The sequence below is a fragment of the Candidatus Roseilinea sp. NK_OTU-006 genome, from assembly GCF_012931985.1.
GTDB lineage: Bacteria > Chloroflexota > Anaerolineae > J036 > Brachytrichaceae > JAAFGM01.
On record NZ_JAAFGM010000025.1, the window covers coordinates 1 to 12667 of the forward strand.

Below are 12667 nucleotides of genomic sequence, written 5' to 3' on the forward strand. Positions count from 1 at the left end.
CGTTCGCCGTCGTGCCTTTCGACCGGCTGGAAGGACGCTGGAAGCTGCTTCAGGTGGACGGCGTCAACTTGTTCGAGCGCGAGGCCGACATGAGCGCCTATCCGTTCACGCTGCGCGTGCGCGCGCAGGGCAAGCCGGCGCTGATCGCCGAGATTGCGGCTGCCGTGCCGACGGCCGACAACCGCGACTTGAACAAGATGGCCATCGTCGCCATGACCGGAGTCACCGCTCTCGTGCGCGGCACGGCCGTGCGCATGGAAGAGAAGGGCATCACCTATCCGGCTGAGAAAATCCGCGACTGGTTAACCACCGCCGACATCACCCACATCAGCAATGAGGTCTCGTTCTGGGAAAACTGCCCGCCGCCCTCGTTCAAATCCGGCGTGGTGATGTGCTCCGACCCGCGCTACATCGAGCTGTTGCGCTACGTGGGCGCCGATGTGATCGAGCTGACCGGCAACCACCTCTGGGACTACGGCTATCAACACCTGATCCCGACGATCGAGATGTACGAAAAGGAGGGATGGGGGTATTTCGGCGGCGGGCGCGACCTGGCCGATGCGCTGAAGCCGCTGACGATAACGGTGAACGGCAACCGGATCGCTTTCATCGGCTGTAATTACTTCGGCGCAAATTGGGCCACCGAGCGGCTGCCCGGGTCGGCCCCGTGCAGCCCGAACGATCCGAAAGACCTCACCCACCAGATCGAGACCATTCGCCAACTGAAGGCCGAAGGCTACAACGTGATCGCCACGCTGCAATACGAGGAATACTACTTCTACGAGTCCACCCCCCAGCAGCGGCGCGATTTCGCCGCGCTGCGCGATGCCGGCGCGGTCGTCGTCAACGGCAGCCAGGGGCACCACGTGCAGGGCTTCGATGTGAATGCCGACGGCTTCATCCACTGGGGCACGGGCAACATCTTCTTCGGCGACCAGACGTTCTCGCGCGGCGCGCTGACCACGATGGTGGATCGCCACGTGTTCTACGACAACCGCTACCTCGGCGCCGACCTGCGCACGGCGTTCATCGAGGACCTATCGCAACCGCGCCCGATGACGCCGGAGGAGCGCGCCGAGCTGCTGCGCACGCTGTTCGCGGTCAGCCGGTTTCAGTAAGGTCAAGCAGCGCCGAGGCACAACCATTCACGCGAAGCGGGTATAACTTTGGGTCACTACAGTAAACTAACCCGGCTTCTACCATGAAGATCACCGACGTGAAGGTCTATCCCACCTGGGTGGGCAGCCGCAATCAACTGATCGTCAAGATCGAAACCGATGAGGGCATCTACGGCTGGGGCGAGTCAGGACTGAGCGGGCGCGAACTGGCGGTGGAAGGCGCCCTCCGTCACTACCGCGCGCTGTTGATCGGGCAAGACCCGTTGCGCATCGGATTGATCTGGCAGTTGCTCTACCGCTCGCAATACTTCGAGGGTGGCCGCGTGCTGACAGCGGCGCAGAGCGCCATAGACATTGCGCTCTACGACATCAAGGGCAAAGCGTTAGGCGTGCCGGTCTATCAACTGCTGGGCGGCAAGCAGCGCGACTACGTGAACTGCTTCGCCACCACCGATGCGGACAACGTCGAGCAGCTCATCGAGCGCTGCCGGCTGCTGCTCGACCACGGTTGGCGCATCATCCGTATGTCGCCGGCCTATGCCGGTCCGCGTGACGCCCATGTCTGGGAGCCGTGGGCGTCCATCGGCATCACCGCCGAATGGTGCGCCCAGGTGCGCGCCGCCGTCGGCAGCGGGCCGGTGTTGGGCGTGGATTACCACCATCGGCTGAGCGTCGCCGAAGCAGCGTCGTTCTGCCAACGTATGCCGAGGGGCACGCTGGATTTCCTGGAGGAGCCGATCCGCGACGAGTGTCCCGAGGCCTACGCGCAATTGCGGCGCATGACCGACGTGCCGATGGCCATCGGCGAAGAGTTCAGCAGCAAGTGGCAGGCGCTGCCTTACATCGAAGGTGGCCTGACAAACTACATGCGGCTAGATATTTGCAACATCGGTGGCTTCACCGAGGCGATGAAGGTGGCCGGCTGGTGCGAGGCCCACTACATTGACCTCATGCCGCACAACCCGCTCGGCCCGATCTGCACCGCCGCTACGGTGCACCTGGCCGCGGCCGTTCCCAACTTCTTCGCGCTCGAAGTGCGCTACTCCCCAACCGAGGATTTGCACTTCTACGACGAGAACATCTTCCCCGTCCAGCTCAAGCTGGAAGGGACACGCTTTCGTGTGCCGGATGGGCCTGGTCTGGGCGTCGAGTTCAATGAGAAAGACTTTGCCGGCCGACCGTTCAAGTTCTGGGAAGCGCCCAAGCTGTATCGGAGCGACGGGAGCGTGCAGAACTGGTAGCGCAATCCAACAAACCAGGCCAAAAAGCATGCCTTCACCCCATCAAATGTCAGTTGACAGTTAAATTGTGTTCGCGTAGAATTTGACAGGTGTTAAATCTCAAGTTTCTAACACTCGAAGATGTCGAAAACGACCTATACCGACCCGGTCGGCGTTAACGATGCGACGTTGCATTATCTGGATGTCATCTACCGCTTGACCCAACAATCCGACGCCGCAAACACCACCGAGATCGCGGAGAAGCTGGGCGTCACGCCATCGGGCGCGAGCGTGATGCTCAAACGATTGGCTGAACGCAAGCTGGTGCAGCTCACACCCTACAAGGGCGCGACGCTCACTCCTGAGGGTCGGCGTCTGGCGCTGCGCACCATCCGGCGCCATCGCTTGCTTGAGATGTTCCTGCATCAAGTGATGGGGTTCGCGTGGCACGAGGTAGACGACCACGCGCACGCGCTCGAAACAGCTATCACCGAGCCGCTGGAAGACCGGATGGATGAGATGCTCGGATATCCCACGCGCTGTCCTCACGGCCATCTGATCCCCAGAAAGGACGGCACCCTGCCCGAGGTGAACGACATGCCAATCCTTTCACTCGCGCCGGGCGCAACCGGCGTCATCCGCTGCGTGGACACCGACAACAGTGAATGGCTCAAGTATCTGGGCGAGCAGGGGCTGAAGCCAGGCGTGCGGGTGACTTTGCGAGGCATTGCCCCATACAGCGGCCCGGTAAGCATTGAAACGCCGGATGGCGTTGTGGCCATTGGACAAAACCTGGCCGAGATCATTTACATTGAACCCAACTAACCGCATGGCAGCTTCGACGCAACCCAAGCTGACAACGGCGGGCGCCCGCCTCCCTGTGGCCTTGTCATTGTGGGCGCGCGTGCGCGCCTGGTTCACGCCGCTGCGACTGGAGGCCACCTGCGTGGCGATTACCTTCGTGGCCATGATGGCCGGGCTGCTCACGTCGAACATGGACGTGAATCCGACGGTGCCGGCGATCTTCTACCTGGTCGCTTACGTCAGTGGCGGCATCTTCGGCGCGCAGGCCGGCATCGAGTCTCTGCGCCACTTCCAGATAGACGTAGACCTGCTCATGGTCCTGGCTGCGCTGGGCGCGGTGGTCATCGGTTCGCCGTTCGAGGGGGCGATGTTGCTGTTCCTGTTTTCGCTCTCGAACGTCTTACAAGCATACGCCCTGGGGCGCACCCGCAGCGCCATCCAGGCGCTGATGAAACTACGACCCGAGCAAGCGCTGGTCAAGCGCGATGGCGAGACCATGCTCATGCCGATTGAACAACTCGCCATCGGCGACCGTATTCTGGTGCGGCCCGGCGAGCGCGTGCCGTTGGACGGCATCGTTGTGGAGGGCGAAAGCACACTCGATCAGTCCTCACTCACCGGCGAGTCCATGCCGGTCGGCAAGCGCGTCGGCGACATGGTCTTCGCCGGCACGGTCAATCAGTCCGGCAGCCTGGAAGTGCAGGTCACCAAACTGGCTCGCGACTCGACCATCGCCCGGCTGATCCAGATGGTCGAAGAGGCGCAGAGCCAAAAAGCCCCCACCGAGCGCTTCCTGGACAAGTTCGAGCAAGTGTACGCCGTCGGCGTGATCCTCTTCACGCTGTTGCTGATGATCGTCCCGCCGGCATTCTTCAACGCACCGTTCGAGGCGTCGCTCTACCGCGCCATCACGGTGATGGTGGTCGCGTCGCCCTGCGCGTTGATCATCAGCACGCCGGCGGCTATTCTCTCGGCCATTGCCAATGGCGCGCGTCGCGGCATCCTCTTCAAAGGCGGCGCGCACCTGGAGCGCGCCGGCCAGCTCGACATCGTCGCCTTCGACAAGACCGGCACGCTCACGGTAGGCAAGCCGACCGTCACCGACGTGATGATCATTCCGCTCAACGCCCCAGATTGCGACGAGCAAGCGGATAGCGCCGCGGATGATCCATGCCTGCCAGACGTTCCTGAACACATCCGCAGGGAACAAGAGAACATCCTGCTCGCGCTGGCTGCCGCCGTCGAATCCAAATCCGAGCACCCGCTGGCGCTGGCCATTGTGCAAACCGCCAAACATCGCGGCCTGAACATTCCGGAAGCGACGGATTTCGTGAATACTACGGGCAAGGGGGTGCAGGCGCGGGTTGCTTTCATGGGCGGGCTGACCATCGCCATCGGCAACCCACGCTACTTCGCAGACTATCCGGTTGCCGGCATGACGCGCGCTATGCGCCAGGTGGTTCAACTGCAGGACGAGGGCAAGACCTCGGTGTTGGTCGCCAAGATCAACGAGGGGCGCGCCAACATCCTGGGCGTCATCGCCATCGCCGACGTTGTCCGCCCCAGCGCCCTCAGCGTCATCCAGCGACTGCGCGAATTGGGCATCAAGCGCACGGTGATGCTCACGGGCGACAACGAACGCGTAGCGCGCGCCGTCGCCCAGCAGACCGGCGTGGACGAGTTCTATGCCGACCTGTTGCCGGCGGACAAGGTGGCGCAGATCAAACGCCTGCGCGACGGGTCGGGCAAGCCGAGCACGGTGGCGATGGTTGGCGACGGGGTCAACGATGCGCCGGCGCTGGCCAGCGCGAGCTTGGGCATTGCGATGGGCGCCGCCGGCACCGACGTGGCGCTCGAGACCGCCGACGTCGTGCTGATGTCGGACGACCTGCGCAATATCCCTTACGCGATCGCGCTCAGCCGACAAGCGCGCCGCATCATCATCCAGAATCTGGCATTCGCCATCGCCGTGATCATCCTGCTGGTGATCGCCGCGCTGGGGTTCGATCTGCCTCTCCCCACCGGCGTCGTCGGACACGAGGGCAGCACGGTGATCGTGGTGTTGAACGGGTTGCGCCTCTTGAGGTTCCGCGAGCAGTCGTGAGCGCGCCGTGGAGCCGTGAGGGGGAGGTGAACGCTGACGCGCCGGCGTGGCTCCCCCGCCGGCGATGAAGTACAACACCAAGCCCGGACGCAGAACCTCCGGGCCTGGCTGTTTTTACCGCTGCGCGACTGCGCGATCAACGCAGCAGCGCTCAACGCTCACGACTTCTTGGCCGCAGCCGCAGCGACGGCTTTGTTATACAGCTTCATCAAGCGCGACTTGCGCCGGGCGGCATTGTTCTTGTGAATCACGCCCTTGCCGGCGGCGCGATCGAGATAGCTGATCGCCTTAGCCAGTTCGACTTTGGCCTGCTCAAGGTCTCTCAACGCAATCGCCAGGCGCGTCTTCTTGATCGCAGTGCGCGAGCGCGAGCGATGCAAACGGTTGAACTGCGCCTTGCGCGCGCTGTTCCGAATGCGCTGTTTTGCCGATGCGGTATTGGCCACTGGAATCCCTCTCCGATTCGCTTGAATGAAAATTTGAGCTGGGCTTGTGCGCCTTCCCGTCGGCGCGCAAGCGGCTCGTATTTTACCTGGGGTCGGCCAGGCCGTCCAGCGGTGATACACTTCCCGGTGTTGTGTTGCCCGTTGTGCTGCTGATCGCGCTCATGGCATCGCCATGGCTCGGCATTCTGCTTGCCGCCGCCTTTGCCCATCCCCGTTGCCGGACCGCGCGGCTTGCGTTGCCAACTCGGCTGCCGATCATCGCGGGAGCCGGCGCCGCGCTAATTGCGGCGTGGATGCTGCTCGGACAAGCGGATTGGGAAACTGTCGTCGGGAACTGGTCGCCTGTGTCGTTCACCGGCCTGCCTCTGGTCGTAGCCGGGTTCGCCCCCTCTGCCGGCATCGTCATTGCCTGGACTACGCTCTACTTTCTGCATAGCGTACGGCCGCTGCCTGCGACATACTCCGAAAGCCTCCCCGTTGCACCGGCGCTCCTCGTCGCTGCGCTGACGATCGTTGCATTTGCCAACAACTTGGTGACGCTGCTGGTCGGACTGGGCCTCACCGATCTGCTCACAGCATACTGGGCGCTGCGGCGGCAGGACAACGAGCGCGATGCGCTGATCGGGCTGATGCTGAACGGCTTGTCTATCGCCCTCATGACCCTGGTGACCGCGGTGCACATTGCCGCGGGCAACAGCCTGCACCTCCCCCTTGTCCGTTTAGACGCCTCCACAGCGCCGACGCTGGCGCTGGCCATCGCGTTGCGGCTGAACTTTGTGCCATTTCGCGCATCATCCAACGTGTGGGGCAACCCGCAGACGGCTGCTGGGGCGCTGGGCGGTCTGCTGACGCTGACCCGCTTGCCGGCGCTGGGCGTCACACGCCTGCCGGAATGGTTCTCTATGCTGGCGCTCGTGAGCGCGCTGCTCACACTCATCATCGCGCTCTTGCAGGCCGAAGACCGGGCTGATGCGCTTGCGCCGGCCGTTGCGACATCCAGCGCGTATCTCGCCTGCACAAGCGCTGTCCTGGCCACGCCCGGCGCAACGGCAGCCGCGACCATCGCCTGGCTTGTCGGAGCGACGCTGATCGGCCAGCCCCGATTCGCCGATGCGCCGTTATGGGCCGAGCGAGTCCGGCGCGCTGTGCGCGCCGCCGGCGCGCTGTGTCTGATCGGCTCGCTGCCCACTGTGGGGTTCGTCGGACAAGCCGGCATCGTCGCAACCTGGGCGGAGCGCGGCGCAGACGGATGGCCGTTGGCCTTTGTCCGGAGCGTCGTTTTCGCAGTGATGACCTACGTTTTGCTGAAGCTCGTTGTCCGCCCGGCCGACGAGCCTGCGCGACCGGCGCGCTTGATCGCACATCCTCTTCGCCCGACCGTGTGGGCCGCGCGTGAAGCGATTGGGGGACTGGCAGCGTTGGCCCCCATCCTGATCTTTGGCATTGCCCCGGCGTTGCTAATGGCTGGCTCGCTGACCGACGCCCTGGCGCGCAACAGCGTATTCGGCTGGGCCAGTTGGGGCATCGCCATCGTCGCCGGCGCCCTGCTCTGGCGGCTGGAACCGCGTTGGCGGCCTGCCCTCCGCTCAATCAGCGGTCGCCTCGTCGGCGCACTGGAACTCGGTTGGTTCTACAGCCTGTTGGACGGCGCCGTGGCGCGGCTGCGCCATCCGTTCGGCCAGGTGTTCACGCTGTTGGAGGGCGACGGCATGTTGCTGTGGGCAATCATCGCCGTGTTGCTGACCGTGCTGATCGCGCGGCCAGGTGGGCCATAGCTTATGAGTGAGAGGTTGCCGCTGCGCGTCCTTCCGCTCGCTGTCTTCGCCATATTGGCGCTGTTGGCTGCGGTGGTGCCGGCAGATGGGTTGCGCGCTTTGGATTGGGTTGGGAATGCCGTGTGCCATCGCATCCCGGCGCGGTCGTTCTTCGTCGCTGGACGGCAACTGCCGGTGTGCGCCCGCGATACCGGCATGTTCTCCGCCGCGCTGCTCGGGGTCATCGGCTTCGCGTGGACTTTGCGCAGCCGCGCTTCCGCCTTCCCGCCTCGCCCGTACGCCTACGTCTTTGCCGCAAGCTTCGTCGCCTGGGCGTTCGACGGCTTCAACTCCTACTGGCTGCTGGTGACCGGGCGGACGCTGTTCTACCAGCCGCAAAACTGGCTGCGCTTAACCACCGGCGCATTCATGGGCGCCGCGCTCAGCGCCTACGTGACGGCACTGGCCAATCAGGCAATCTGGCGGACGGCAGACCCTACGCCGGTGGTCCACTCATGGCGGGATGTGCTGCGGCTGATCGCCATCGCCGTCGTCGTCGTGCTCGTTGTGCTCTGGCGTCCCGATTTCTTATTTGGGCCGATCGCGCTCACCAGCGGCCTCGGCGCGTTCGCACTGCTCACGCTGGTGAATGGCTTGATCGCGCTGGTGGCCATGCGACAGCACGGGCGCGTGGAACGGTGGCGACAACTCGTCCTGCCGGGGATCATCGGTTTCATCCTCACGCTGGCGCAGATCGGCCTGATCAACCTCATCCGCGCGGCGCTCATCCAGCCGTTCGATGCGCCGTTCTGAGCGCCGCCTCACGCGCCCGATTTGCCGAGCACGCGCTCGGCGAACAAGCGCATACCGCTCTCGTCCGGCGCATCCGTGAACCACAGCATGAAGTGCGTCACGCCCAATTCGGCGAAACGGCGGATCTGCGCTTCGATTTCGTCCGGCGCGCCGATCAACCAGGTTTCGCGCATCCAGGCCGGCGGCTCTGCCGCCTCGCCCCGCGCGAACGCCACGACGTCGGCCGGTCGCTCGCCAGGCGGGATAAGCGCCAGCATCGCGTCGAGCTTGCGGCGCAGCTCATCGCGATCCGACGCGATCAGGATTTGCACCTCGTAGGTCTTTTCGATGGCATCGTAATCGCGGCCAACGCGGGCGCAGGCGGCGCGCAGCTCGGCCAATCGTTGCCGCAGCGCTTCGAGACCCACCGGCACGCTGTTCCAGGCGTCGGCATAGCGCGCAGCGGCATCGAGCAGCATCGGGTGCGCTTCGCCGATCCAAACCGGCGGATGGGGCTGCTGCACGGGCGTTGGCCGGCACACTGCCCCGGCGACCGCATAGTAACGCCCGGCAAAGGTGACCGGCTCGCGCGCAGACCAGAGCTTAAGCGTCAGTTCTAGCCCCTCGACCATCTGCGCGATGCGCTCCTCAACAGCGTCGTCGGGGTGCAAGCCGTAAGCCAGGAACTCGCGCGGTTGATTGCCGTAGTCTATGAAGTGGATATACCGGCCGCCGCTGATCTGATCGAGCGTCGCAGCCATCTTGGCCGTCAACGCTGGATGGCGGAAGGCGTGGTTGTAGTGGATGACGCCGAGCTGGGCGCGTGCGGTCATGCCGGCCAACGCACAGAGCGTCGTCCAACCTTCGAGGATCGCCTCGTCTTGTCCCAACATGAGGTGATCGGCGACCCACAGCGAGTGATAGCCGAGTTGGTCCGCCAGGCGACCGAGGCGCATCGTCGTCGCCGCGTCGAGACTGGGATAGGCCGGCGCGCGAAACAGCCGCGCCCCCGGCCAGGCAAAGATGGGTAGGCAGAAACCGAATTTGAGCAACATGCGCGCGGTGAGCGGTGGAGCGGTCAGCTCGCCGCTATCTCAAGCTACGCGAAAGTCAATCGGTTCGCCATTGAGCACCCGTTTCACGTTGCCCCAGATCGCCTGTGAGTCGCGCACATGCGTCCAGACGCTCTGCCAGGCGTCATGCGGAGTCAACGTCACGTGATAGCTCAGGTCTTCGTGCAGCGCATGTAGCGGATCGTCCACCGGCAGCGGCTCCTCGTAGAACACGTCCAGCCCGGCGCCGCCGAGCCGGCGCTCCTGGAGCGCGCGCACCAGCGCCGGCTGATCCACCAACTTGCCGCGCGCCGTATTGACGAAGAAGGCCGTCGGTTTCATCAGCCCGATCTCGCGCTCGCCGATGATCCGGTGCGTCTGATCGTTGAGGGCCAGGTGCACGCTGAGGATATCCGCTTGTTTGAACACTTCGTCCCACGGCACCCATTCCACTCCGTAAGCCTGCTCAAGGGCGGGGAAGCGCGCCACGTCCCAGAAAATCACGCGCATGTCGAAGGCTTTCGCAATGCGCGCCATCGGCCGAGCTATTTCTCCAAAGCCTAACAGGCCGAGCGTGCAGTCGCGCGCCAATTGCAGGCCGGGCGGGAACAGCCCCCACCGATCCACATATTCACGGCGCTGCATGTAGGGTCGGGTTTGCGGCAGGCGCTTGAGATGGTTCAGGATCAGCGCCCAGCTATGCTCGGCCACGGCCAGGTAGTTCACCATGGGCACGGCAGCCAACGGCACACCCAAATCGGCGATTGCATCGCGTGGGATGCCGCGATCGTCCAGGCCGAGATGCTGCACCAGCCGCAAGCGCCGGCCCTGGCGCAGCACTGCGCTCGGCACGTTTACCTTGTGAGCGATAAAGAACTCTGCGTCGGCAATGACGGCGTCCAATGCTTCGGCGCTGGCCACCTTCTGAACGACGACGGCATGTGGGGCGAGGAATTCTTCAATCGTCTGGATACGCGCGCGCCCCTGCGGATCTTCATGCAGGAACTGCGCCTGGATGAGCGGTGGATATTCGTCCCAGCCGCGCATGCCCCAGGTCACGTTGCCCACGGCATCCCAGACCACGACGAGCGGCTTGTGATCGTTCATGATGGCTCGACAACATCCTCCAGTTCGTCTTGATAGTTGGAAGCTTTACCGGACAGCAAGTCCTCTAAGCTGACCGGCCGGCCCAGGCGATCGGCTTCGAGGAAGCCGTAGACCAACGCAAGTGAGCGCAGGCCGGCTACGCCGTCCACCTCCGGCGGACGATCCTCAAGAATGGCGGAAGCGAAGTCGTCGTACTCAATCGCGATCAGGTTCGCGTCAATATCGGCGAACTCCATGCGATAGCTACTCAAGCGCTCGCCGCCGAACAGCGCCGCCGTCGCCGGATCGAGTACGAAGTCCGGCGCCAGCGCCAACTGCTCCGCCTCGCTCAGCGGGACATCGCTGCCATCGCGCCGCACGGTGAGCTGCAAGGGCTGGCCGGTGCGATCCATGGGGATGACCAGCGAGCCGCCGTCGCCATACACCGCGCGGTGGAAGTAGCCCGCGCCGCGGCCGGCCATGCTCAGCATCCAGTTGCCCAGCGCGCCGGATTTGAAGCGAACCGCGCCCACTGAGAGATCCTCGGCGTCGGCGGGATAGCGCGCGCCGTCGGCGCCTTTGCGCTCGGCATCCACGAGCGCATTCATGCCCATCACGGCCTCGATCGGGCCGAGGAAGTACTCCAAGAGGTCGGTGTAGTGCACGCCCATGTCCACGACGATGCCGCACTTGCGGCGCAGGTGTCGCCACGGCGTGATGACCACGAACTCGCCGCTGCCGGAAGACGCTTGGACTGCCAAGAACGGACGGCCAATCGCGCCGGCGTCAATCAGCGCCTTGGCCAGCCGGTTGATCGGGTCGCGGCGGTAGTTCTCGGCGACGGCCAGCTTGCGTCCGGCCTGACGCGCCGCGTCAACCAGTCGTCGCCCTTGTCGCACCGTCAGCGCGATCGGTTTCTCAACCATCACATGCACGCCGGCCTGCAATGCCTCGATGCCGAGGTCCAGGTGCGCGTCGGGCAGGGTCGTAATGCTGATGCCGTCGAGCGGGATGGCAGCGCGCATCTCGGCGAACGACGCAAACACGCGGGGGCGCTTACCTAGCAAGGCCGCGGCCAGGTCGGCCGCGCGCTCGGCGCTGGATGGGATCAGGTCGCACACGCCCTCCAGCGAAAAGCGCATGCAGCCGGCTTGGCGCAGTTTGGCCATGCCTTTGATGTGGCGTTGACCCATCACACCGCAGCCGAAGAGTCCAAATGAGAGCGTCATGGCAGGTGTCAGGTTTCAGGTGTCAGAGTTCGGGTATCAGGGTTCAAATGTCGGGTGTCAGGCAATCGAGGCTACACATTTTGCATCCTGAGTCTCAGTACTCAGTAGTTGAAAACATCGGCTCGCACTTGCCGCTGCCCGGCGACTAAAGTCGCGGGCTACACGATGCCAAGTCCCTGCAGGACTGATTTTGAGCCTGCGAAGCAGGCTTCGCTGTGCGTAGCCCGCAGCTTTAGCTGCAGGGCAGTTTTACGCACCGCTGCGTTTCGCCCGCTAGACCGAATACCCCAGGCGGCGCAGATACAGCGCATTTGCTTTGGCACTGTCGAGCGGCGAGGTCTTGCTCACGCTGTGTTCGACCACGCACCAACCACCGAAGGCTTGGCCCTCGAGTTCCTTCAAGCACGCGGTGAAGTCAATGCCCAGCGTCCCCCGACCCATCTCGACGAACTCGCCGCGCGCCCAGTCCTTCAGGTGCACATAGCCGAGTCGTTCGCGATATTTGCGCAAGTGCGTCAGCGGATCCTCGCCCACCAACGCGATGTGCGAAACGTCGAGACACAACGTCAGCGCGCGCGTCTCGTTCATCAAGGCATCAATTTCGGCTTCGTTCTCGATGGTGCAGCGCGTGTGAGGGTGATAGGCGACACACAGGCCGAGTTCCGCCGCATATTCGGCCAGCGACTCACACGCCCGCGCCAACGCGCGGATGTCGTCCGCAGTCGGCGGATGCGCGCGCGGGCGCGTCGCGCCGACCAGCCCGTAGGCCTGCGCGCCCATCTCGGCAGCGTAATCAATCCGCCGCTTGTGGACGGTTAAGGCGCGTTCCGAAGCAGGCAATTCGACTGCGCCGAAGAATGTGGCCACTTGCAGGTCACCCAACCAGTCTCGCAGCCGGCGAGGTGGGCCAAGCCAATCGAGCGCATGGTTGAACAGTTCGACGGCATGCCAGCCGGCTGCGCGAATGTCGTCGAATGTCGTGCTCAGGTCACACCATTCTCCCCAGTTGATGGTGCTATAGGCGAAGCGAAGGGAAGGCATGGGTAAGGATTAAGTGGTCAG

The 12667-nt window shown here is 64.0% G+C and carries 11 protein-coding genes; 6 read left to right on the top strand and 5 right to left on the bottom strand.

Translation table 11 applies throughout. The annotated features are described in order from the left end of the window. The 4 genes from GXH28_RS11920 to GXH28_RS11935 all read left to right on the top strand — a co-directional run. A partial coding sequence (locus GXH28_RS11920; RefSeq protein WP_169239256.1) for a CapA family protein occupies window positions 1-1118 on the top strand: 1118 nt, incomplete at its 5' end. 83 nt (window positions 1119-1201) lie between these two features. Further along, entirely contained in the window at window positions 1202-2359 is a 1158-nt protein-coding gene (locus GXH28_RS11925; RefSeq protein WP_169239257.1) for a mandelate racemase/muconate lactonizing enzyme family protein, read from the top strand. Between the two features lie 120 nt (window positions 2360-2479). Further along, window positions 2480-3163, top strand: coding sequence for a metal-dependent transcriptional regulator (locus GXH28_RS11930; RefSeq protein ID WP_169239258.1), 684 nt, complete (start codon window positions 2480-2482; stop codon window positions 3161-3163). A gap of 4 nt (window positions 3164-3167) precedes the next feature. Beyond that, a complete protein-coding gene (locus tag GXH28_RS11935) occupies window positions 3168-5246 on the top strand; it encodes a heavy metal translocating P-type ATPase (protein ID WP_169239259.1) in 2079 nt (692 codons plus the stop codon). A 158-nt stretch (window positions 5247-5404) separates the two neighbouring features. On the opposite strand, the gene rpsT is transcribed toward GXH28_RS11935, so the two are convergent. After that, a complete protein-coding gene (gene rpsT / locus GXH28_RS11940) occupies window positions 5405-5692 on the bottom strand; it encodes a 30S ribosomal protein S20 (RefSeq protein ID WP_169239260.1) in 288 nt (95 codons plus the stop codon). Window positions 5693-5823: 131 nt separating this feature from the next. On the opposite strand from rpsT, the gene GXH28_RS11945 reads away from it, so the two are divergent. Both GXH28_RS11945 and GXH28_RS11950 read left to right on the top strand, forming a co-directional pair. Then, a complete protein-coding gene (locus GXH28_RS11945) occupies window positions 5824-7467 on the top strand; it encodes a hypothetical protein (protein WP_169239261.1) in 1644 nt (547 codons plus the stop codon). Between the two features lie 3 nt (window positions 7468-7470). After that, a complete protein-coding gene (locus GXH28_RS11950) occupies window positions 7471-8259 on the top strand; it encodes a DUF2085 domain-containing protein (protein WP_169239262.1) in 789 nt (262 codons plus the stop codon). A gap of 8 nt (window positions 8260-8267) precedes the next feature. Here the strand turns inward: GXH28_RS11950 and GXH28_RS11955 are convergent, their stop codons facing one another. From GXH28_RS11955 to GXH28_RS11970, 4 genes are all read right to left on the bottom strand, one after another. Continuing rightward, on the bottom strand, window positions 8268-9293 hold the full coding sequence (locus tag GXH28_RS11955; RefSeq protein WP_169239263.1) for an LLM class flavin-dependent oxidoreductase: 1026 nt from the start codon (window positions 9291-9293) through the stop codon (window positions 8268-8270). Between the two features lie 39 nt (window positions 9294-9332). Then, on the bottom strand, window positions 9333-10397 hold the full coding sequence (locus tag GXH28_RS11960) for a 2-hydroxyacid dehydrogenase (protein WP_169239264.1): 1065 nt from the start codon (window positions 10395-10397) through the stop codon (window positions 9333-9335). Beyond that, window positions 10394-11605 carry a Gfo/Idh/MocA family protein gene (locus GXH28_RS11965; protein WP_169239265.1) on the bottom strand — a complete coding sequence of 404 codons (1212 nt, stop codon included), beginning with the start codon at window positions 11603-11605 and terminating at the stop codon, window positions 10394-10396. The genes GXH28_RS11960 and GXH28_RS11965 overlap by 4 nt, the downstream gene beginning before the upstream one ends. A 273-nt stretch (window positions 11606-11878) precedes the next feature. Then, on the bottom strand, window positions 11879-12646 hold the full coding sequence (locus GXH28_RS11970; protein WP_169239266.1) for a sugar phosphate isomerase/epimerase family protein: 768 nt from the start codon (window positions 12644-12646) through the stop codon (window positions 11879-11881). Window positions 12647-12667: the final 21 nt, after the last annotated feature.

Excerpts from the sequence above, each read along its gene's own strand:
- GXH28_RS11935 (WP_169239259.1), top strand. The coding sequence starts at position 3,168 with ATGGCAGCTTCGACGCAACCCAAGCTGACAACGGCGGGCGCCCGCCTC.
- GXH28_RS11965 (WP_169239265.1), bottom strand. The coding sequence starts at position 11,605 with ATGACGCTCTCATTTGGACTCTTCGGCTGCGGTGTGATGGGTCAACGC.
- GXH28_RS11955 (WP_169239263.1), bottom strand. The coding sequence starts at position 9,293 with ATGTTGCTCAAATTCGGTTTCTGCCTACCCATCTTTGCCTGGCCGGGG.
- GXH28_RS11970 (WP_169239266.1), bottom strand. The coding sequence starts at position 12,646 with ATGCCTTCCCTTCGCTTCGCCTATAGCACCATCAACTGGGGAGAATGG.
- GXH28_RS11960 (WP_169239264.1), bottom strand. The coding sequence starts at position 10,397 with ATGAACGATCACAAGCCGCTCGTCGTGGTCTGGGATGCCGTGGGCAAC.
- GXH28_RS11930 (WP_169239258.1), top strand. The coding sequence starts at position 2,480 with ATGTCGAAAACGACCTATACCGACCCGGTCGGCGTTAACGATGCGACG.
- GXH28_RS11950 (WP_169239262.1), top strand. The coding sequence starts at position 7,471 with ATGAGTGAGAGGTTGCCGCTGCGCGTCCTTCCGCTCGCTGTCTTCGCC.
- GXH28_RS11925 (WP_169239257.1), top strand. The coding sequence starts at position 1,202 with ATGAAGATCACCGACGTGAAGGTCTATCCCACCTGGGTGGGCAGCCGC.